The sequence below is a fragment of the Pseudoxanthomonas sp. YR558 genome (assembly GCF_900116385.1).
In the GTDB taxonomy this organism is placed as follows: Bacteria; Pseudomonadota; Gammaproteobacteria; order Xanthomonadales; family Xanthomonadaceae; genus Pseudoxanthomonas_A.
This window is the reverse complement of record NZ_FPCI01000001.1, coordinates 2,262,181-2,283,486: the sequence shown is the minus strand read 5'-3', so window position 1 is coordinate 2,283,486 and position 21,306 is coordinate 2,262,181. Positions and strand designations below refer to the sequence as shown.

The following is a 21,306-nucleotide window of genomic DNA, read 5'->3' as shown; positions in this document are numbered from 1 at the left end:
GCGGCTGTGCGGACGAATGCAAGGGCGGGCGCCCATGGACAGACCATCCCGCGCACGGGATGGTCCGCCAGGACCCGCGTCAGGCGGCCGTATCGGCCTTCTGCGGTCGCGCCAGGCTCAGCGCCACGGTCACGCCGAGGATCGCCGCCACCGTGCCCAGCGCCCACGGCACCGGGATCTTGTAGAGGTCGATCAGCAGCATCTTGGTGCCGATGAAGCCCAGCACCACCGCCAGACCGTACGGCAGCAGGTGGAAGCGGTCGGCCATGCCGGCAAGCAGGAAGAACATCGCGCGCAGGCCCAGCACCGCGAACACGTTCGAGGTCAGCACGATGAACGGGTCCGAGGTGATCGCGAAGATCGCCGGGATGCTGTCCACCGCGAAGATCACGTCGGTCACGCCGATCAACACCAGTACCACGAACAACGGGGTGAACCAGCGCACGCCGTTCTCGCGCACGCTCAGCGCCGCGCCGCGGTAGCCATCGGTCAGTTTCAGGTGGTTGCGCATCCAGCGCAGCGCGGGGTTCTTCTCCAGGTCGGGTTCCTTGCCGGCGGCGAACCACATCTTGATGCCGGTCAGCAGCAGGAACGCGCCGAAGAGGTAGAGCAGCCAGTGGAACTTCGCCAGCAGCGCGGCGCCCGCGAAGATCAGGATGCTGCGCAAGACGATCGCGCCGAGGATGCCGATCACCAGCACGCGCTGGCGCTGCTCCTCGGGCACGGCGAAGTACGTCATCACCATCAGGAACACGAAGATGTTGTCGACGGCCAGCGCCTTCTCGACCAGGTAGCCGGTCAGAAATTCCAGGCCCACGCGGTTGGCTTCCACCAGTCCGGCGGTCTCGTTCACGTACCACCACAGGCCGCCGTTGAAGGCCATCGCCAGCGCGATCCAGCCCAGGCTCCACCACATCGCTTCCTTGAATGTGACCTTGTGCGCGCCGCCATGGCGCATCAGCACCAGGTCGACCAGCAGCGCGATCACCACCAGGCCGCCGAAGCCGGCCCACAACCAGGGGTTGCCAATCGTTTCCATCGAGATTCCCGAAAAAAGTGGAGGACGACCGCGGGCGCGGACGTCTCGGGAACCGGGGAAACGGGGATCCAGGGACATGCCTTCGCCATCGCGGCGAAGGTCTCGCTCACAGCCCGGTGGGCTGCCGTGGGACCGGAGCATCGCTGCTCGAAATGACGGCCGGCACGTTGGGAGCTACTCCCCTTCAGGCGGGAATTGTCCGGATGGCGCGCGGCCGGGTCAACCGCGAAGGTAAAATGTCGTTCATGAACACGCCCAACCCGACCGTACGCCTGAAGAACGCCTGGCGTTCCAGCCACCCGTGGATCTTCCAGAAGCTGGTCGAGAAGCCCGCCGCCAAGCCCAAGTCCGGCACCCTCGTCGAAGTGGTCGGCGTTGACGGAGAATGGATAGGCCGCGGCTTCTACAACGGCCATTCGCGCATCGCCGTGCGCATCCTCGAAACCCACCCCGACATCCCGGTGGATGCCGGCTGGTTCTCGCGCAAGATCGCCGACGCGGTCTCGCTGCGCCGCGACGTGCTGAAGCTGGACGCCATCAGCGACGCCTGGCGCGTAGTGCACAGCGAAGGCGACGGCCTATCGGGCCTGGTCGTGGACCGCTACGGCGACCTGATCGTGGTGGAGTTCTTCGCCGCCGGCATGTTCCGCCATCGCGAATGGATCTACGAGGCGCTGCGCGAGCAGTTCCCCGGCTGCCGCTTCCACAGCTTCGCCGACGAGCACGTGCAGAAGCAGGAAAGCTTCGACTTCCACGGCAACACGACCACCGAAGCGGCCGTCATCACCGAGTACGGGGTGAAGTTCCGCGCCGATCCGGCGGGCGCGCACAAGACCGGCTTCTTCGCCGACCAGCGCGAGAACCGCGAATGGTTGAGCCAGCAGGTGGACGGCAAGACCGTGCTGGACCTGTGCTGCAACACCGGCGGCTTCGCGGTGTACGCCGCGGCGCGTGGTGCGAGCGAGGTCGTCGGCGTGGACATCGACCAGGACGTCATCCAGATCGCCAAGGGCAACGCCAAGCTCAACAACGTGCGGCCGAAGTTCGTGCAGGCCGACATCTTCCCGTACCTGCGCGATGCGGCGAACCGCGGCGAGCAGTACGACGTGGTGATCCTGGACCCGGCCAAGATGACGCGCGACCGCGAGCAGGTGATCGCCGCGTTGAAGAAGTACCTCGACATGAACAAGCTCGCGCTGGGCGTGGTGAAGCCCGGCGGCCTGTTCGCGACGTTCTCGTGCACGGGCCTGGTCAGCGAGGAGCAGTTCCTCGACATGCTTCGCCGCGCCGCGTATTTCTCCGGCCGCACGATCCAGATCCTCAAGGTCGCCGGCGCCGGCCCCGACCATCCCTTCATGGCGCACGTGCAGGAATCGCGCTACCTGAAGGCGGTGTTCTGCCGCGTGGTGGATTGAGCCGGAAGCGCATTCCTCCACGGACACGAAAAAGGCGGGCCGAAGCCCGCCTTTTTCATGCGCCACGCACGGCGATCAGTTTTCCGGCGACAGCTCGATGCAGTCGAACTGCACGTCCGGGTTCACGTCGGCGTCGTAGTCCACATCGCTGCGTTCGAAACCGAACAGCTTCAGGAACTCGTGCTTGTAGTTGGCGTAGTCGGTCAGCTGGAACAGGTTCTCGCTGGTGACCTGCGGCCACAAGGCCTTCGCCTGGGTCTGTACTTCGGGCTTCAGTTCCCAGTCGTCCAGGCGCAGGCGGTTCTCGTCGTCGGTCGTGGCCGGGGTGCCGTCGGTGCGGTACATGCGGTCGCGGAACAGGCGGTCCAGCTGCTCGATCGTGCCTTCGTGCAGGCCGAGTTCCTTCATCACCTTGAACACGATGCTGATGTAGAGCGGCATCACCGGAATCGCGGAGCTGGCCTGCGTTACCACCGACTTCAGTACGGCGACGTTCGCGGTGCCGCCGGTCTTCTGCAGGCGCGCGTCCAGGCGCTGCGCGGTCTCGTCCAGGTCCACCTTCGCGCGGCCGAGCGCGCCGTGCCAGTAGATCGGCCAGGTGATGTCGGTGCCGATGTAGCTGAAGGCCACCGTGCGTGCGCCGTCGGCCAGTGCGCCGGCCTTGTCGAGCGCATCGATCCACAGTTCCCAGTCCTGGCCGCCCATCACGGTGACGGTGTCGGCGATCTCCTGATCGGTGGCGGGCTCGATGGTGGCCTGGACGATGGCGTCCTTGTTCGTGTCGATGGCGGTGGACGTGTACGGCGCGCCGATCGGCTTCAGTGCCGAACGCTTCACTTCGCCGGTACCCGGCAGCTTGCGCACCGGCGAGGCCAGCGAATAGATGACCAGGTCGACCTGGCCGCCCATCTCGGTCTTGATCAGCTCGATGACCTTCGCGCGCGCCTCGTCCGAGAACGCATCGCCGTTGATCGAACGGCTGTACAGGCCGGCTTCCTTGGCTGCCTGGTCGAACGCAGCCGAGTTGTACCAGCCCGCGGTGCCGGCCTTCTTCTCGTTGCCCGGCTTCTCGAAGAACACGCCCAGCGTATCGGCACCGAAGCCGAACGCCGCGCTGATGCGCGCGGCCAGGCCGTAGCCGCTCGACGCACCGATCACCAGCACCTTCTTGGGCCCGTCGTTGCGCACGCCTTGTGCGCGCGTCGCGGCGATCTGGTCGCGTACGTTGAGCGCGCAGCCGAGCGGATGGGTGGTGGTGCAGATGAAGCCGCGGACTTTGGGATGGATGATCAACGTCGTAACCCGGGGGATGGTGTGCCTGCGCGGCATCTTAGTGCCGCAGCCGCCCGGAATGAAGCGCTACGCCTGCACACGCCGGCGTATGGGGTCGTCATTCTGCTGGGTGACGCATAAAGAAAAAGCGGGCCGAAGCCCGCCTTTTGGTCACGCATGCCGCAGAGCGATCAAGCGTCGCCGCCTTTCGCCAGCATGCTGTTGCGACGGCTGTAGGCCAGGTAGACGACGATGCCGACCGCATTCCACACCAGGAACCACAGCTGCGTGCGATGCGGCAGGCTCCAGAACAAGTACAGGCAGCCGAGGATCGCCACCGGGCCGACCACCCACGCCAACGGTGTGCGGAACACGCGAGGGCGGTGGGGTTCGCGCGTGCGCAGCACCAGCAGGCACACGCCGACGGCGACGAACGCGGCCAGGGTACCGGCGTTGGCGAGCGCAGCGATTTCGTCCAGCCGGGCCACGCCGGCCAGCGCCGCAACGAGGATGGCCGTGAACACGGTGATCGCCACCGGCGTGCCCGTGCGCGGGTTGACCTTCGACAGACCGCGCGGCAGCAGGCCGTCACGCGACATCACGAAGAAGATGCGGCTCTGCCCGTAGAAGAACGCCAGCAGCACGGTCGGCAGCGCCACGATCGCGACGATGCCGATCACCAGCGCGGCGGTGCCGTGTCCCAGCTCGCGCATGATCAGCGCCAGCGGCTCGGCGCTCTGGCCGAATACGGTGTAGCTCAGCGCGCCGACGGCGGCCACCGCGACCACCAGGTAGATCAGCGTGCAGCCGACCATCGAGCCGACGATGCCGATCGACAGGTCGCGACCGGGATTCTTGGTCTCCTCGGCCGCGGTGGAAATCGCATCGAATCCGTAGAAGGCGAAGAAGATGATCGCTGCCGCCGCCATCACACCCCGCTCGACACCGTCGGGCCCGATCGACTTCGGGAAGCCGTACGGCATGAACGGCTGCAGGTTGTCCGCATTGAACGCTGGCAGTGCGACCGCGATGAACACCCCCAGCGCGATCAGCTTGAACACCACCAGGATCGCGTTGAGCGTGGCGCTTTCGCGTGTGCCGGCGATCAGCATGCCCGCGACGAGGAACGTGATGACGATGGCGGGCAGGTTGATGATGCCGCCGGCATGCGGACCGGCGGATAGCGCGGCGGGCAAGGTGACGCTCCAGCCGAACGTCTGCTGCACCCATTCGAGGAAGCCGACAAAGTAGCCCGACCAGCCGACCGCCACCGTGCTGACCACCAGCGAGTATTCGAGAATCAGGCTCCAGCCGACGATCCACGCGATCGCTTCACCCAGCACGCCGTAGCTGTAGGTATACGCGCTGCCGGCGGCCGGCATCATCGTCGACAGTTCGGCATAGGCCAACGCCGCGCAGGCGCACACCACGCCGGCAACGACGAAGGAGATCAGCACCGCGGGGCCGGCTTTCTCGGCGCCCACGCCGATCAACGTGTAGATGCCGGTGCCGACGATCGCGCCGATGCCCAGCGCCACCAGGTGCGGCCAGCTCAGCGTAGGGACCAGTCGCCGGCCTTCTTCGTGCTCGGTGATCCGGTCGATGGATTTGCGCCGTAGCCAGGTCATGGAAACTCCTCGAATGCGTCAATGGGGCGGTATGCCGACGGAGAGCCGGCATGGAAAGGTGAGGGGGCATGACCCGCGGGTGCATCCCCGCCCCGGGGCCGCCAGCAGCCTATGCGCGCGCGGCGTGGCTGGCAATCGGCGGCGCACCACGCGGCCGCCGCGTCGGCCGGTTCAGAGATACGAAGGCCGCGCCGGATCGAACACCAGCGGGTAGCGGTGCACGTCCAGCAGGTCGAGGAATACATCCAGCCCTTCGTCAGAGCGGACGAGGTCATACTCCGCATCCGACACCAGGTGGACCACCAGCGGCTCCACACCCTGGCCGTGCAGGTGCAGGTTGTCGAACAGGTGGCGGTCGGTGGCCACCACCGGCGGCAGCAGCAGGAAGGTCGAGAACGGTGAGGCCGCCAGCGGCGGTTCCGGCAGCGGCACGGTATGGCCGTAGCCCAGCCAGCTGTCTTCGGCGAACGGCAGCTTGGCCAGCCAGCGCAGCTGCTCGATGAAGGCCGGATGCGGCGCGCGCACGTACCAGAATAGTTCGCGCGCAGCAGATTCGTCGCCGTCGTAGCCGTCGGGCATCGGCATCAGCCGGTCGCTCATGCCGCTGGTGACCAGCACATAGCCTTCGTCGTCGCCGTCCACGCAGGCCTCGACGAAGTTGCGCGCGTACACGTGCACGTCGACCCGGTGCCGGCGGTCGACGTCGCGGTCGATGCGCTCGGGTTCGCCGAGCGCCGCCTGCAGGGCGGCCGCGCGTGCCGCGGCGAGGGCAGGCACCGGGTCGGGCGCGGCGCCCATCAGTGTGCGAAGACGTTGCAGCAAGCCGGCTTTCCCCAAGCGGTCGGTGCGCCGCGACTGTGCGCCGGCCCCTGCAGGGGGTCAAGCCACCTATCCGCATCCCGTGACGCGGCGCGCGCTTCCCGTGCGAGGCGGTTCGCGCTGTGGCCCGGCTCAGGCGCTGAGACGCCAGCGGCTACACTGTCTGCATGGATTCCCAGACCCTGCTCATCCTCCTGCTGGTGCTCGTCGCCGTGGCCGTCGTCCTGCTCGCGGTGCTGGTGCTGCGCCGTCCCGAGGCCCGCATCGGCGACCTGCTGGAACGCGCGCTGCGCGACGAACAGCGCGAGGGCCGGGGCGAGCTGCGCGAGCAACTGGAAGGCCTGTCGCGCGCGCAGGACGCCCGCATCGACGGCTTCGCGCGCAACCTGGGCGATCTCAGCACGCGCACCGACCAGCGCCTGGACGTGCTGCGCGACACGCTGACCGAGGATGCGCGCAAGGGTCGGACCGAGTCGGCCGAATCGCAGCAGCGCTTCGCCGACGCGCTAGGCCTGCGGCTCAACGAGCTCACCCAGCGCAATGAGCAGCGCATCGGCGAGATGCGCGCGACGCTGGAAGGCCGGCTGAAGGAACTGCAGGCCGACAATGCGCAGAAGCTCGAACAGATGCGCGCGACGGTCGACGAGAAGCTGCACGCGACGCTGGAAACCCGCCTGACCGAGAGCTTCGGCAACGTCACACGCATGCTCGCGCAGGTGCACCAGGGCCTGGGCGACATGAACAAGCTGGCCGCCGATGTCGGCGGATTGCAGCGCGTGCTGACCAACGTGAAGAGCCGCGGTGTGTTCGGCGAAGTGCAGTTGGCAGGCTTGCTGGAGCAGGTGTTCGCGCCCGACCAGTACGCCGGCAACGTGGCCACGGTGCCGGGCAGTGGCGAGCGTGTGGAGTTCGCGGTGCGGTTCCCCGGCTCCTCCAGCGATTCGGTGGTATGGCTGCCGATCGACGCCAAGTTCCCGCGTGAGGACTACGAACGCCTGCTCGATGCGCAGGAGCGTGCGGACGCCGACGCGGTCAAGCAGGCGGGCGATGCGCTGGAGCGCGCGGTGCGCAAACAGGCGCAGGAGATCCGCAAGTACATCGCGGTGCCGCACACCACCGAATTCGCGATCATGTTCCTGCCCACCGAGGGCTTGTACGCCGAAGTGCTCCGCCGGCCCGGGTTGTTCGAAGCGATCCAGCGGGACCAGCGCATCACCATCGCCGGGCCGACCACCCTGCTGGCACTGCTGACCAGCCTGCAGGTCGGATTCCGCACGGTGGCGATCGAGAAGCGGTCCGCGGAGGTCTGGAACATCCTGGCGAACGCCAAGCGCGAGTTCGGCAAGTTCGGCGACGTGATGGATTCGGTGAAGACCAAGCTCGACCAGGCCAGCAAGCAGATCGACCAGACCGGCGTGCGCACGCGCGCCATCGAGCGCAGCCTTCGCGAGGTCGAATCGCTGCCCAGCAACGGCGAACCCACGAAGCTGCTCGGCGGCGGCGACGAAGCGGAGTGAGCTCGCTTCCGCAGGAAACGAAAACGGCGCCCTGGGGCGCCGTTTCGTTGTCAGGACCGGGACGTAATCCTCAGCCGCCGCCGCTGATCTCCGGCATCGGCATCGCATCCACCGGCACCGTCGGGGTGTTCTCGTCCTGCAGGTATTCCGGTAGTTCGTCCTCGGTCGGCTGCTGCGGGGTGCGGTGGCTCTCGATCTGGTAGTTGCGGCGCTGCAGCCACGAATCGCGGACCAGGGCGTAGTCGTCCACCGCGCCTTCGCGCAGGCTGTCCAGCGACAGCAGCTGTGCGCGCGTGTCCACCAGGTTCAGGCCCTGCAGGAAGATGCGGGTCTTGTCGTCCTCGATCTGCCGCACCGGACTGAGCGGCATGTCGCCGGCCAGGCCGAGCACGTCGCGGACCGTGCGCGGACCGAAGAACGGCAGCTCCACGTAGCGCGAGCGCTTCCAGCCCCAGGTGCCGAGCGTCTGGCCGAAGTCCTCGCTGCGGCGCTTCATCTTCAGGTCGCTCGCGGGGTCGAACAGGCCGCCGATGCCCAGCGTGGAATTCACCACGAAGCGGCCGAACGTCTGGGTGGCGTCGCGCGGACGGCCTTGCAGCAGCTGGTTCACCATCGTCAGCGGCTGGCGCAGGTTGTCGAAGAAGTTGCTCACGCCCAGGCGCATCGGCCGCGGCACGGCGGCGGTATAGGCGCGCGCCAGCGGGCGGGCGACCGCGCGGTCCACCGCGTTGTTGAACGCGTGCACCTTGCGGTTGAACTTCTCCCACGGGTCGTAAGCCACGGGCGATTGCGCCGGGGCGGGCAAGGTGGGATCGGCGACCGGGTCGTATGCGCCCTGGCCGTAGATCGCGGCGAAATCGTCTTCGGCGCCATCGCCGGCGGTCGCATCCGCGACGGTCGGGGCCGCGCCAGCCGTCGCCGGGTCGATCGGCGGTTCGGCGGGCAATGCAGGAGCGGTGGAAGCACCAACGGTAGCGCTGCCGTCGACCACCACGGGTTCGGCCGGTGCGTTCGCCGCGGACTTCGGCGCCGAGGCGCACGCTGTCGCGAGTGCGGCCAGCAGGACCACGGTGCTGAGGCGGAACAGATTCATCCTGATTCCTGGAAAAACTGCGGGGGGTGGGGTTACGCTGGGAAATCCAGTTCCGGCGTCAGACGGTACGCGGCCTGCAGGTCGGCCAGGCCAGCGGGCTGGCCTTCGAAGCGGGGTGAGGCGCCGGTGGCGCGCACGCGAGCGGCCAGTTCCGCCAACAGTGCCAGCCCGGCGCTGTCCACGGTAGTGACGTTCGTCAGGACGAAGCGTTGCGCACCGGCCAGCTGCGCCGAGGCCTGCGCCCACAGCGCGGCGGCGGCGGCACGGTCCAGCGCGCCCGTGAACACGAGCGCGTCGCCGTCCCGCCTGACGCTGGCGTCACTTGCCGCTGGCACTGCCGTTGACCTGCAGTTTGCCGGACTTGAGGTCCGCAGCAACCTGCGCGATGGACTTCTGGCGCAGCGGGGTGTCGAACTGGGTCTTGAAGGTCTGCACGAACGAGACGCCTTCCGGCAGCACGTCGAACACCTTCCACTGGCCACCGACGTTGCGCGCGTAGAACGTGATCGGCGTGACCGTCTGGTCGGGCTGCAGGAACTCGGTCTCGACCTTGACGCCGCGGCCACCCGGCAGGGGCGACTCGGACTTCACCCGCACCTTCAGGCGCGCATTGAAGTCGGCCAGGCGCGCACCGTAGGCCGACAGCAGGCGCTCGGTCAGGGCCTGGCCGAACAGCTTCACGTCGGCATCGGAGGCGCCGCGGCCATGCACGCCCAGCACCAGGCGGGCGGCGTAGTCGCCGTCGAACAGGGTGTTGAACTCGCTGGTGACGTACTGGCGCAACGCGGCCGGGTTGGATTTGAACTCCGCGCGGCGCTGGTCGAGCGTGGACAGGATGCGCGTGCTGCTGGTCAGCACCACCTGGCTGGCGCTGTTCGGCTTCGCGGCGGCGGCGGGGGCCGCGGCCTGCGCGAACACGGCGACCGGCGCGGAGGCCAGCAGGGCCGCCGACAGGGCGACGGAGAGGAAGGAATGCTTGATCAGGGTCTTCATGGCGTGGGTTCTTCCGTAACGGGGGGCGCGGTCTCGCCGCTGGCCGGGGTTTCCCCGGAGCCTGCGCCGGCATTGTTGGCGCCGCCGCTGAACATGTACTTGCCGGCCAGCTGGAGCAGGTCCACCGCCGGCTGGGTGAAGGCGATTTCCTCGCCGGGCTTCAGCACCTCCGGGTCGCCGCCCGGGGAGAGGCCGATGTAGTTCTCGCCCAGCAGGCCGCTGGTGAAGATGCCCGCGGCGGTGTCGGCCGGCAGGTCCTTGTACTGGCTGTCGATGGACAGGGTGACGATGGAGTCGAACTTGACCGGGTCCAGCTGAATGTCGGCCACCTGTCCGATGACGACACCACCGATCTTCACCGGCGCCTGCTTGCGCAGCTGGCCCAGGTTGGTGAAGCGCGCGGTCAGCTCGTAGCTGCCGCCGCCCACGCCGAAGCGCTTGTTGGTGGAAGCCAGTGCCAGCACCAGCAGCGAGGCCAGGGCCAGCAGGAGGAAGGCGCCGACGGCGAATTCGAGGCGGGGTCCACGGACGGACATGGGGTCAGCTCCTGAACAGCAATGCAGACATGACGAAATTGAACATCAGCACCAGCAGCGAGGCGTTCACCACCGCGCGGGTGGTCGCCACCGAGGTGCCCTCGATGGTCGGCTCGGCGTGGAAGCCCACGTAGGCCGCGACCAGGGCGCTGGTACCGCCGAAGACGGCCGACTTCAGCAGTGCCACGCCGAAGTCGTCCCAGAAGTCCACGCTGTTCTGCAGCGCGGACCAGAAGGTCCCATTGTCGAGGCCGAGCACATGCACGGCTTCGAAGTAGCTGGCGCTGATCGCCAGCGAGCAGAAGAAGCCGGTCAGCAGCGGCACCGTCAGCACGGCTGCCCAGAAGCGCGGCGCCACGGCCTTCGCCACCGGGTCGATGGCCATCAGCTCCAGCGCCTTGATCTGGTCGGTGGCGCGCATCAGGCCCAGTTCGGCGGCGATGGAGCTGCCGGCGCGGCCGATGAACAGCAGCGCGGTCAGCACCGGCCCCAGTTCCCGATAGAGCGACAGGCCCAGCAGGGTGGACAGCGCGTCGCTGGCGCCGAACGTGGTCAGCGTGCGGTAGCCCTGCAGGGTCAGCACCAGGCCCACGAACGCACCGCCCACGGCGATGATCGGCAGCGAGCGGCCGCCGATCTTGTAGATCTCGCGGGTCAGTTCGGCGAAGAAGTCGCGGGTCGGCGCCGAAGCTCGGAACACCGAGAGCGAGAACAGGCCGGCGCGGCCCAGCGACCGGGTGGCGGCGACGAAGGGCATCAGGCGGCCTCCCCGCGCTTGACCGTATCGAACGCGATCGGGCCGTCCGGCTCGCCGCGCAGGAACTGCTTCACCAGCGGGTCCGACGTGGCTTCCAGCTCGGACGGCGTGCCCGAGAACACCAGTCCGCCATTGGCGATCACCACCGCCTGGTCGGCGATGGGCAGGGTTTCGTGCACGTGGTGGGTCACGATGATGCTGGTCAGCCCGAGGGTGTCGTTGAGGCGCTGGATCAGGCTCATGATCACGCCCGAGGCGATCGGGTCCAGCCCGGTCAGCGGCTCGTCGTAGATCATCAGCGGCGGGTCCAGCGCCAGCGCACGGGCCAGCGCCACGCGGCGCGCCATGCCGCCCGACAGTTCGCGCGGGTAGGCGTCTGCGGCGGCGCGCAGGCCGACCGCATTCAACTTGAAGTCCACCAGCCGGCGGATCAGCGCGTCGGGCAACTTGGTATGCGTGCGCAGCGGCAGCGCCACGTTCTCGGCCACGGTGAGGTCGGTCAGCAGGCCATTGCCCTGCAGCAGCACACCCACGCCCTTGCGCATCTCCAGCAGCGCACGGCTGCGATGCGGCACGGGTTGGCCAAACACTTCCACCGAGCCCGCCGCAGGCGGCAACTCGCCGGTCAGCGCGGCGAGCATGGTCGACTTGCCGCTGCCGGACGGGCCGAGCACGGCCGCAATGCTGCCGCGCGGGACGGTCAGGTCGATGCCACGCAGGATGGTGCGGCCGCCGCGATCAAGGCGGAGGTCGGACAGGTGCACGGCAGGAGCGTCGGCAGGCGTCATGGGCGTCGTCGGCGGACCACAGGCGGGTTAACGGAAAAACAACGGCGTAGCTTCGCGGCAAGCGGCTGAACATAAACCGTACCGCGCAGTTTGATTATTGTGGCATCCGTGTCGCCGCCGCGCGCACGGCCGTGCGGGATGCTGTGGCCCAAAGCGCCGGCGTCTCCGGTGCTGCGACCGCCATCCGGCACAATGACGGCGACGATGACGACCGACGCCACGCCCGACTTCCGCCTGTATCCCTCCAACGTGCTGGAGCTGCTGGCGGCGTTGCTGGCCGAGGAGCTGCGCACGCCGGTGCCCGGCCAGTCGCCATTGGCGCCGGACGTGGTGCTGATCCCCCAGGTCGCCATGCGCCGCTGGCTGCAGGCCACGCTCGCGGCGAAGTACGGCGTCGCCGCCAACCTAGAATTCCTGACCCCCGGCGAGTTCGTCGCCCGTGCGCTGGACGCCAATCTCGGACCGAGCACCGACGACCTCGACATGGCCGCGTTGCAGTGGCGCCTCTATGGCGCGCTCAACGATCCGGCGCTGCGCACGGCGCCCGCACTGGCCCCGCTGGACGCCTGGCTGGACGACGGCGACCCGTTGAAGCCCTGGTCGCTGGCGGGCGAACTGGCGGGTGTGTACGAGAAATACCAGGCGTGGCGCCGCGACTGGCTGCTCCGGTGGGAAGCGGGCGCCGACCAGGACGACGCGCAGGCGCGGCTATGGCGCGCGGTCGCCAGCGGGCACGACTACCGCGCGCGCCGCATCCACGACTACCTCGCGCGTTTCGGCCGCGCGGATGGGCCATTGCCGCAAGGCCTGCCGAAACGACTGCTCGTCTTCGCCACCCTCAACATCTCACCCGACGTGCTGCGCGTGCTCGCCACCCAGGCGCGCGTGGGCACGCTGCATTTCTATCTGCCCACGCCGGCGCGCGGCTACTGGGGCGATCTGCAGACGCTGCGTGAGCGCCGACGCGACGGGGCCAGCGATCTTTTCGCCGACGACGTGCAGGAAAACCCGCTGCTGCAGGCCTGGGGCGTGGCCGGCCGCGATTTCATGGCACTGCTCGGCGATTACGAAGTGGTGCATCCGCGCGCCGAGATCGACGTCTACGCCGATCCGCTCGCTGGCGACGGCGCCGACACGCTGCTGCGTCGGTTGCAGTCGGATCTCTTCCACCGGCGCGCACCGGCCGTGCCGCCGCCGCGTGCCATGCTCGACCGTACCGATGCCAGCCTGCAGGTCCACGCCTGCCACACGCGTCTGCGCGAACTGCAGGTGCTGCACGACCAGTTGCGCGCGCTGCTCGATCCCGCATCGCCCGAAGGCCGGCGCTTCGATCCGCCGCTGCATCCGCGCGAGATCGCGGTGCTGGCGCCGGACATCGACCCCTACGTGCCCTACCTCGACGCGGTGTTCGGCGGCAGCGGCCATGACGGCGCGCTGCCCTGGGCGCTGGCCGACACCAGTCCGCTGGCGAGCGAGCCGTTGGCGGAGGTGTTCCTGCGCCTGCTCGATTTGCCCGTGTCGCGCTTCGGTCTGGACGAGGTGCTCGACCTGCTGTCGAGCGCGCCGATCGCCGAAGCGTCCGGACTCGATACCGATGCCATCGATCGCTTGCACGGCTGGCTGCGCGAGGCCGGCGCGCGCTGGGGCCTGGACGCGACCCACCGTGCCGCATCCGATGCGCCCGCCGACGATGCCTACACCTGGCAGTTCGCCCTGGACCGGCTGCTGCTCGGCCATGCGAGCGGCAGCGACGACGACATCGCCGGCGTCGCGCCGTGGCCGGAACTGGAAGGCGGCGCGCTCGACGCGCTCGACACGCTGGTGCGCCTGCTGCGCGAACTCGCCCGCCAGCGCCGCGTGCTGGGCGAGGCGCAGACGCCGGTGCAATGGCGAGAACGCCTGCTGCACCTGTTCGACGCGCTGCTGCCGGAACGGCCTTCCGCACCCCGTTCGCAACGCGCGCTCGATCGCCTGCGCACCCTGGTCGATCGTTTCGCCCGCGATGCGGAAGCTGCGGGGTACGGCGGTACCGTACCGCCGGACGTCGTGCGCGCGCATTTCGCCGACCTGCTGTCGCAAGCCGACACCCGTGCCCCGCTGCTGACCGGCGGCATCAGCGTCGGCCGCATGGTGCCGATGCGCCTGCTGCCGTTCCGTGCGATCTGCCTGCTGGGCATGAACGATGGCGACTTCCCGCGTCGCGATCCCGCTGCCGGGCTCAACAAGCTCACCGCCGAACTGCATGCGGGCCGGCGCCTGCCAGGAGACCGTTCGACCCGCGAGGACGACCGTTTCCTGTTCCTGCAGCTGTTCGCCGCCGCACAGGACGTGTTCTACGTCAGCTACCTCGGCGCCGATCCGCGCGATGGCAGCCCACGCGAGCCCTCGGTGCTGATCAGCGAACTGGTCGACGTGGCGGCGCGCTATCACGGCGATGCGGACGCGAAGGACGCGTTGATCGTGCGCCACACGCTGCAACCGTTCGCGCCGGCGGCGTTCGGCAGCGAAGACGAACCGCGCCACTTCAGCTACCGGAGTACGTGGCGCGACGCCGCGGGTCGTCTGGGAGGTGCGCGCCGCGCGCTGCCGCCGTGGGCCGAATCGCCGCTGCCACCTCTCGACGAAGAGAGCGGCGTGCTGCCGCTGGAGGCGCTGCGCCGCTTCCTGCTGGATCCTGCCGGCCAGTTCCTTGCGCAGCGGCTCGGCATCCGCTTGCCCGATGCGCTCGAAGACACCGAGGACACCGAACCCCTGGTCGCGCCTACGCACGGCAGTGACCGATCGCGCGTGGTGCGCGACGTGTTCGAATGGCAGCTCGAGCGCGCACGCGCGCCGGACGCGCATGGCCCGTCGGCGCTCTATGCGCGGCTGCGTGCGCGTGGTCAGGTGCCCACCGGTCCACTGGGCGAACAGGCCGCCGAGCGTGTCTTCGCCGAAGTGGAGCCGTATGCGCGCGCCTTCGCCGACTGGGTCGGCCACGATCGCCGCCACTGGCTGCACGACGCGTTGCAGGATCCCGATGGGCAAGCCGTGCTGGCCGCCGTGCGCAAGGGTGAGCCGGATGACGGCCTGCTCGCGCGCTTGGTGGAGCAACGCTTGTTCCCGTGGATGCGCGAGGAGACGGCCACGCAGTGGCGCGGCCGTCCTCTCGGGCCTGATGCGGAGGCGCGCCGTTTCCTGTTGTTGCTCGACGAAGCCGAACGCCACGTCCGCGCGCAAGCGCAGTGGCGCGAGCAGGTCGATCACCGTGGCCTGGTGGGACCGCAAGGCGGTGTGCCGCGGCTGGAGGTGGAGATCGACGGCGTGCGGCTGCAGGGCCGTATCGAGGATCTCTACGTGCATGGCCTGGCGCGCGTGCACATCGGCGCATTGAACGGTCCGGCTGCGATCCGCCACGGCCTGGACTGGTTGCTGGCCAATGCCTGCGGCCTGCGCGTGTCGCGGGTGGAATTCCACGATGCGGGCGAGGCCGGCATCGGTCCGCACATCACCCCGGGTATCGACGCCGGCCAGGCGCGCGATGCACTGCGCCTGCTGCTGTCGCTGCGTCGCGAAGGCCTGCGCGCGCCTCTGCTGTTCGCGCCGCATACCGGTTGGGAGATCCATGCCGCCGATCCCGCCAAACGCGAGAGCGCCGCGCGCACCAAGTGGTATCCCGGCGATTACAGCTGGGGCGAGAGCACCGGCGAGGCCCTCCAGCTCGCCTTCCGCGGCCGTGATCCGCTGGCCGATGCGGAAGGCATGGCCGCGTTCGTCGATACCAGCCTGCGGATCTACGCCGCGCTGCGCAGCGGACGCACCGATGGTGGGGAGGGCGCGGCATGAGCGGCTTCGATCCTGCCCGCGAACCGTATCTCGATCGCCCGCTCGACGGCGTACAGCTGATCGAGGCCAGCGCCGGTACCGGCAAGACCTACACGCTGGCCACGCTGTTCACGCGCCTGATCGTCGAGCGCCGCCTGCGCATGGGCGACGTGCTCGCGGTGACCTACACGGAAGCCGCAACGCAGGAACTGCGCAAGCGCATCCGCGAACGTCTCGCGCTGGCGGCCGATCTTGTCGGCACGCCATCATCCGCTGACGAGGCCCACGAGGCCGCACTCACGCGCGCCATCCTGGCCCGCCATCTCGCGCGCGGCGAGGAGTCGCCGGTGCAGCTCGCACGACGCCTGCGCACCGCCGCCGAGGAAACCGACCTCGCCGCGATCTTCACCATCCACGGTTTCTGCGCGCGGGTGCTGCGCGAGCATGCGCTGGACACCGGGCAAGGCCTGCAGGCCGGTGAGCTGCTGGGCAACGCGCGCGCGCTGTACGAAGAGCTTGCTGCCGACATCTGGCGCGCCTATGCGGCCGATACCGAAACGGTCGACGCACTGACAGGGTTGTGGAGCGGCCCCGATGCGCTCGCCGCCGACCTGCCTGCGCTGTGCGGCCCGCTGCCGTTGCTGCCGGCCGCGCCTGTCGATGACGCCAGCGAACGCCAGGTCGCCGTGGACGCCACGCGCGCGGGCCGCGCCGCTCACTTGGTCGAGGCTATCGGTTTGTACGAAGCCGACGCACGTGCCGCCATCGCTGCCGCGTTCGACGGCAAGGTGTTCGATGGCCGTCGTGCGAAACGGCCGAGCTTCGACAAGGCCTTCGTGGAACTGCAGGCCGGCAGCGCGTTGGCGCAGTGGCCGCGTACCGACAAGACGCACGTGCAGAAGCTGCTCCCCGAGGCGCTGGTCGGCTTCTGCAAGGACGGCGATGCGGCGCGCGTCCCGCAGTCGCCCCTGTTCGACGCATTGCGCGACTGGTGTGAGGCGGACGATGCCTGGCAACAGCTGCAGCAGCGGCTGCGCGTGGTCTTGCTGCACCGCCTCCGCGACGACGCCCGCCGTCGCCTCGAAACGCTAAAGCGCACGCGACGCGTGCAGACCTACGACGATCTGATCGACCACGTCGCCGACGCGCTGGCAGGCCCGAACCGGCGCGCGCTGGTGGCAAGCCTGCGCGCCCAGTACCGCATCGCGCTGGTGGATGAGTTCCAGGACACCGACGAACGCCAGTGGCAGATCTTCGCCAGCGTGTTCGGCGACTCCGAGGAGGTGCGTGCGCTGGGAGAAGCGCCGGCGCTGTTCCTGATCGGCGATCCCAAACAGGCCATCTACGGTTTCCGCGGCGGCGATGTCGCCACCTACCTGGCGGCCAAGCACCATCCGGGCACCGCGCACGCGGATCCACTGACGCATAACTTCCGTTCGCGACCCGCCGTGTTGCGCGCGGTGCAGGCGCTGTACGACGGCGCCGATGCCGTCGGCCGCGATGCCTTTGCGCATCCCGGCATTCGGTTCGAGCCGGTGTTTCCCGGCGACAAGCGCAACGACGCGGACTATCTGCGCGATGGCGTTCCCGCACCGGCGCTCACCCTGCGCCTGCTGCGCAACGAGGAAGGCAAGCCCTTCGACGCGGAGGCCTCGCGCGATGCCGCCACCGCCGCCTGCGTCGCCGACATCCATCGCCTGCTGTCGGACGCACGCGACGGCCGCGCGACGATCGACGGCCGCCGCGTACAGCCGGGCGACATCGCCGTGCTGGTGCGCAACCACAAGGACGCGACCCGCATGCAGCAGACCCTCGCGCGTGCGGGCGTGCCGGCGGTCGCCGCGGGCAAGCAGAGCCTGTTCGAAAGCCGCGAAGCCGCCGACCTGCGCACGCTGCTGCTCGCCTTGCTGCATCTGGCCGACGCCGGTCGCCTGCGGGCCGCGCTCGCCACCGTGCTGCTGGGCGAGGACGCCGCCACGCTGGATGCGCTGGACGCCGATGGCGACGCGCAGCGCCATCACCAGGCGCGCCTGCTGCACTGGCGCGAGCGTTGGCAGCGCAGCGGTCCGTTCGCGCTGGTATCCGAGCTGTGCGCGGCGGAAGCCGGTCGCCTGCTCGGCTTGCTCGATGGCGAACGCCGGCTCACCAACTACCTGCAGCTGGGCGAGCACCTGCAGGAAGCCTCCGCCCGCACGCTGGGGCTGCATGGTCTGCTGGACTGGCTGCAGGCGCGCATCGCCAATGCGGACCCCAACGACGAAGCACAGCTGCTGCGTTTGGAGTCGGATGCGCGTCGCGTGCAGATCGTCACCCTGCACAAGAGCAAGGGTCTGGAATATCCGCTGGTCTACTTGCCTTTCGCGGGCCTGGGCACGAGCCGACCCGACAGCGGCCGCCATCGCACCGTGCACGACGGTACGCGTCGTGTCCTCCAATGGCGCGTCGACAAGGACGATCCCGCATGGCAGGCCGCCGGCCTCGCCGTGAAGCAGGACGGGCAGGCGGAAGATGCGCGGCTGCTCTACGTCGGGCTGACCCGCGCGGAGCATGCGCTGTGGATCGCCGCCGGCGACGTGACCGACAGGGAGAAGAGCCGTCTCGCGCCGCTGCTGGCCGATATCGCTGCGCTCGGCATGCGCGATGAGCTGCGCATCATCGAAGGCCCGCCGGAACCGCCGCCGGCCCGCCTGCCGGCCGAGCACGACGCCGCCATCGCGCTGGCGCGCACCAGCGCGCATCGCGTCGCCGCCGACTGGTGGGTCTACAGCTTCACCCAGCTCGCGCACGCCGAAGGCGCCGATCCGCTGGCTGCAACAACCCAGGCCGATCCCGGTGGCGAGGACGAAACCCCCGCGTCCGACGTCGATGGAGTGCCCGACGCGATCGCCGCGCCCGTCGCCCTCGCCGATCCCCGCTTCGCCGGCAGCCGCTTCGGCGTGGTGATGCATGCCGCGCTGGAGCACGCCGATTTCGCCGCCTGGCGCGACTGGCGGCCGGGCGATGCCGCGCCCGTGTATCAGGCCGATGTCATCGTCGACGCGATGCGCGAAGGCGGTTATGCCGAAGCCGACATCGACGACGGCCTCGCGGTGCTGGTGCCGCTGGTGGGGCAGACTTTGTGCACCACACTACCGGAAGGCACGCGCCTGGCCGACCTGCCGACGGACGCGCGTCGCGCCGAGATCGAATTCCACTTCGCCATGCAGCCCACCGGCGTGCCGGCATTGCTGGCCTTGCTGCATCGCCATGGCCTGCTGCCCCATCGCAACGCCTTCGGCACGCGCGCCCGGCTGGAAGGATTGATGACGGGCCTGATCGATCTGACCTATGGCCATGACGGCCGGTGGTACGTGCTCGACTACAAATCGAACCAACTGCCGGCCTACGACGCGGCGTCGATGCAGCAGGCGATGGCGCACAGCGAGTACGACCTGCAGGCGTTGATCTACACGCTGGCGCTGCATCGCTGGTTGCGTTTCCGCCTTGGCGATGCGTACGACTACGCGCGCGACTTCGGCGGCATCCGCTACCTGTTCTGCCGCGGGCTGGACCTCACCCAGCCACGCTCGCCTGGCGTTCACGCGCAGCGCTTCGCGCCCGACCTGGTGCACGCGCTGGATGCGCTGTTCGCCGGCCATGCGACGGAGGCCGTTGCATGAGCCTGCTCGACGCGCTGTACAAGGGCGGCCACCTGCGCACGCTCGACCACGCCCTTGCGCAGAGCCTGCGTCGGTTGGATCGCGATACGCCCGATGCCGTGCTCGCCGCCGCCGCGCTGGCGTCGCTGGCGGTCGCCAAGGGCCATGCCGGCGTGCGCCTCGATGCCGCCGCGGCGCTGGTCGATGCGGAGATCGCCTGGCCCGATGCCGAGGCCTGGACGCAGCAACTCGCAGCATCGCGCTGGGTCGCCACGCCACGCGAACCCGCTTCGCCTGCGATCGGCAGCGCGCCGCTGGTGCTGGAAGGCGGCCTGCTCTACCTGCGCCGCTACCGCGAGTACGAACGCGCGCTGGCGTTGGGCTTGCAGCGCATCGCCGCGCAGCCGGTATCTGAGACCGCCATCGCGTCGCTCGCGCCGCTGTTCGCAAACCTGTTCCCACAGGCCACGCACGACGACCGCCAGGCGCGCGCCGCCGCGCTCGCGTTGCGCCACGCCCTGTTGCTGGTCACGGGCGGTCCCGGCACCGGCAAGACCACCACCACGGCGCGCCTGCTGGTGTTGCTGGCCGCGCAGGCAAGGCACGCAGGCGGCGCACCGCCGCGTATCGCGCTGGCCGCGCCCACCGGGCGGGCCGCCGAGCGCATGGCCGAGAGCGTGCGCCATGCGGTGAAGGCGCTGGCCATGGACGGCATCGATGCCGATCTGCTCGCCGCGCTGCCTGCCACCGGCACCACGCTGCACCGCTTGCTCGGGACGATCCCGGATTCGCCGCGCTTCCGCCACGGCCACGATAATCCGCTGCCCTACGAGGTGGTCGTCGTCGACGAAGCGTCGATGATCGACCTGCCGCTGATGGCCAAGCTGGTCGACGCGGTCGCCAGCGGCACGCGACTGGTGCTGCTGGGCGATCCCGACCAGTTGCCGTCGGTGGAAGCCGGCGATGTGCTGGCCGCCATCCTCGGCGCCGCCGGTGACGGCGATGCCATCGCGCACGACGATGCCGAGGCCCTCCGGTCGTTGCTCGGCGAGACGGATGCGTCCACCGATGCGCAGGACGACGAAAGAACACGGTTCCCCGGTATCCGCGTACACCTGCAGCGCGGCTGGCGCCAGAGCGAGACGCTGGACCTCGCGCCGCTGGCGGCCGCCGTGCGCGAAGGCGATGCCGATGCCGCGCTGTCGCAGCTGCGTGCCGGCACGCTGTCCAACGTGCACTTCCACGAAGACCTGGTCGATCCCCTGGACGTGCATCGCGACGCGTTGCTCGCCCATTTCCACGCGCTGGGCCACGCCCCCACGCCCGCCGAGGCGTTGGCGCGGTCCACGCACCTGCGCCTGCTGACGGCGGTACGCGAAGGGCCCCAAGGCGCGCGCACGCTCAATGCGCGCATCGAACGGTTGCTTGCCGATGGCAATGGATCGGTGCGCGCGGCGCAAGGCCATTTCCATGGCCAGTTGCTGATCGTCACCGAGAACAGCTACCGGCACCGCTTGTTCAACGGCGACATCGGCGTTTGCCTGCGCGATGCGGCCGGCACGCTGGTGGCGTGGTTCCCCGGTGAGGATCCCGCCAGTCCGCGTGCGTTCCATCCGGCGGCGTTGCCCGCGCACGAGTCCGCTTTCGCGATGACGGTGCACAAAGCGCAAGGCTCCGAATTCGACACGGTGTGGCTGGTGTTGCCCGCGCGCAGCAACCGCGTGTTGTCGCGCGAGCTGGTCTACACCGGCATCACCCGCGCACGCCATGCGCTGCATGTCGCCGGCAGCGACGCGGTGATCCGCGACGCGCTGGCTCGGCACGCGGGCCGGTGGTCGGGGCTGGGGTGGCGGTTGGGCGCGCGCTGAACACGCTTCCACGCTGCGAGCATCGCCCGTGCATATCGTCGGTACGCCTGGTTGTTTGCGATAACCCCCCCAACGGCGTATACCTGTTCCTGCTGACTGGCAGTACCCTCCGCCGCGCTTCGCCGGCTGACATCCCTCC

At 69.2% G+C, this 21,306-nt stretch carries 14 protein-coding genes and 1 pseudogene; 5 read left to right on the top strand and 10 right to left on the bottom strand.

The annotated features are described in order from the left end of the window. Positions 1-79 precede the first annotated feature (79 nt). On the bottom strand, positions 80-1,039 hold the full coding sequence (locus tag BM365_RS10660) for a TerC family protein (RefSeq protein ID WP_093489015.1): 960 nt from the start codon (positions 1,037-1,039) through the stop codon (positions 80-82). A gap of 245 nt (positions 1,040-1,284) precedes the next feature. Between BM365_RS10660 and BM365_RS10655 the strand changes: the two genes are divergently transcribed. Further along, positions 1,285-2,454, top strand: coding sequence for a class I SAM-dependent rRNA methyltransferase (locus tag BM365_RS10655; protein ID WP_093489671.1), 1,170 nt, complete (start codon positions 1,285-1,287; stop codon positions 2,452-2,454). Between the two features lie 75 nt (positions 2,455-2,529). Here the strand turns inward: BM365_RS10655 and fabV are convergent, their stop codons facing one another. From fabV to BM365_RS10640, 3 genes are all read right to left on the bottom strand, one after another. Further along, positions 2,530-3,747: an enoyl-ACP reductase FabV gene (fabV, locus tag BM365_RS10650; RefSeq protein WP_093489013.1), complete on the bottom strand. Its 1,218-nt coding sequence runs from the start codon at positions 3,745-3,747 to the stop codon at positions 2,530-2,532. 170 nt (positions 3,748-3,917) lie between these two features. Continuing rightward, positions 3,918-5,354 (bottom strand): amino acid permease, encoded by a 1,437-nt coding sequence (locus BM365_RS10645; RefSeq protein ID WP_093489011.1) that lies wholly within the window; start codon positions 5,352-5,354, stop codon positions 3,918-3,920. A gap of 171 nt (positions 5,355-5,525) precedes the next feature. Then, a complete protein-coding gene (locus tag BM365_RS10640; protein ID WP_139227403.1) occupies positions 5,526-6,176 on the bottom strand; it encodes a suppressor of fused domain protein in 651 nt (216 codons plus the stop codon). Between the two features lie 164 nt (positions 6,177-6,340). On the opposite strand from BM365_RS10640, the gene rmuC reads away from it, so the two are divergent. After that, positions 6,341-7,690: a DNA recombination protein RmuC gene (gene rmuC, locus BM365_RS10635; RefSeq protein WP_093489007.1), complete on the top strand. Its 1,350-nt coding sequence runs from the start codon at positions 6,341-6,343 to the stop codon at positions 7,688-7,690. Between the two features lie 70 nt (positions 7,691-7,760). Here rmuC and BM365_RS10630 read toward each other — a convergent pair whose 3' ends face one another. From BM365_RS10630 to BM365_RS10605, 6 genes are read right to left on the bottom strand one after another with little or no spacing between them, the layout of a single operon-like run. Further along, the gene (locus BM365_RS10630; protein WP_093489005.1) at positions 7,761-8,783 is read right to left on the bottom strand and encodes an MlaA family lipoprotein; all 1,023 of its coding nucleotides are present in this window, start codon (positions 8,781-8,783) and stop codon (positions 7,761-7,763) included. Between the two features lie 32 nt (positions 8,784-8,815). Then, the gene (locus tag BM365_RS10625; protein WP_093489003.1) at positions 8,816-9,118 is read right to left on the bottom strand and encodes an STAS domain-containing protein; all 303 of its coding nucleotides are present in this window, start codon (positions 9,116-9,118) and stop codon (positions 8,816-8,818) included. Further along, positions 9,102-9,764, bottom strand: coding sequence for an MlaC/ttg2D family ABC transporter substrate-binding protein (locus tag BM365_RS10620; RefSeq protein WP_175502087.1), 663 nt, complete (start codon positions 9,762-9,764; stop codon positions 9,102-9,104). The genes BM365_RS10625 and BM365_RS10620 overlap by 17 nt, the downstream gene beginning before the upstream one ends. Before the next feature lie 8 nt (positions 9,765-9,772). Then, positions 9,773-10,312 (bottom strand): outer membrane lipid asymmetry maintenance protein MlaD, encoded by a 540-nt coding sequence (gene mlaD / locus BM365_RS10615; RefSeq protein ID WP_093488999.1) that lies wholly within the window; start codon positions 10,310-10,312, stop codon positions 9,773-9,775. A gap of 4 nt (positions 10,313-10,316) precedes the next feature. Next, a complete protein-coding gene (locus tag BM365_RS10610; protein WP_056879990.1) occupies positions 10,317-11,069 on the bottom strand; it encodes an MlaE family lipid ABC transporter permease subunit in 753 nt (250 codons plus the stop codon). Continuing rightward, positions 11,069-11,857, bottom strand: coding sequence for an ABC transporter ATP-binding protein (locus BM365_RS10605; RefSeq protein ID WP_093488997.1), 789 nt, complete (start codon positions 11,855-11,857; stop codon positions 11,069-11,071). Before BM365_RS10605 ends, BM365_RS10610 begins: the two co-directional genes overlap by 1 nt. 204 nt (positions 11,858-12,061) lie before the next feature. On the opposite strand from BM365_RS10605, the pseudogene recC reads away from it, so the two are divergent. From recC to recD, 3 genes and pseudogenes are all read left to right on the top strand, one after another. Then, positions 12,062-15,454, top strand: a pseudogene (recC, locus tag BM365_RS10600) (exodeoxyribonuclease V subunit gamma); the annotation flags it as partial. 224 nt (positions 15,455-15,678) lie between these two features. Beyond that, a complete protein-coding gene (locus BM365_RS10595; RefSeq protein WP_093488995.1) occupies positions 15,679-19,320 on the top strand; it encodes a UvrD-helicase domain-containing protein in 3,642 nt (1,213 codons plus the stop codon). Next, the gene (gene recD, locus BM365_RS10590; RefSeq protein WP_093488993.1) at positions 19,317-21,167 is read left to right on the top strand and encodes an exodeoxyribonuclease V subunit alpha; all 1,851 of its coding nucleotides are present in this window, start codon (positions 19,317-19,319) and stop codon (positions 21,165-21,167) included. The genes BM365_RS10595 and recD overlap by 4 nt, the downstream gene beginning before the upstream one ends. Positions 21,168-21,306: the final 139 nt, after the last annotated feature.

Excerpts from the sequence above, each read along its gene's own strand:
- BM365_RS10660 (WP_093489015.1), bottom strand. The coding sequence starts at position 1,039 with ATGGAAACGATTGGCAACCCCTGGTTGTGGGCCGGCTTCGGCGGCCTG.
- BM365_RS10655 (WP_093489671.1), top strand. The coding sequence starts at position 1,285 with ATGAACACGCCCAACCCGACCGTACGCCTGAAGAACGCCTGGCGTTCC.
- BM365_RS10645 (WP_093489011.1), bottom strand. The coding sequence starts at position 5,354 with ATGACCTGGCTACGGCGCAAATCCATCGACCGGATCACCGAGCACGAA.
- rmuC (WP_093489007.1), top strand. The coding sequence starts at position 6,341 with ATGGATTCCCAGACCCTGCTCATCCTCCTGCTGGTGCTCGTCGCCGTG.
- BM365_RS10630 (WP_093489005.1), bottom strand. The coding sequence starts at position 8,783 with ATGAATCTGTTCCGCCTCAGCACCGTGGTCCTGCTGGCCGCACTCGCG.
- mlaD (WP_093488999.1), bottom strand. The coding sequence starts at position 10,312 with ATGTCCGTCCGTGGACCCCGCCTCGAATTCGCCGTCGGCGCCTTCCTC.
- BM365_RS10610 (WP_056879990.1), bottom strand. The coding sequence starts at position 11,069 with ATGCCCTTCGTCGCCGCCACCCGGTCGCTGGGCCGCGCCGGCCTGTTC.
- BM365_RS10605 (WP_093488997.1), bottom strand. The coding sequence starts at position 11,857 with ATGACGCCTGCCGACGCTCCTGCCGTGCACCTGTCCGACCTCCGCCTT.
- BM365_RS10595 (WP_093488995.1), top strand. The coding sequence starts at position 15,679 with ATGAGCGGCTTCGATCCTGCCCGCGAACCGTATCTCGATCGCCCGCTC.
- recD (WP_093488993.1), top strand. The coding sequence starts at position 19,317 with ATGAGCCTGCTCGACGCGCTGTACAAGGGCGGCCACCTGCGCACGCTC.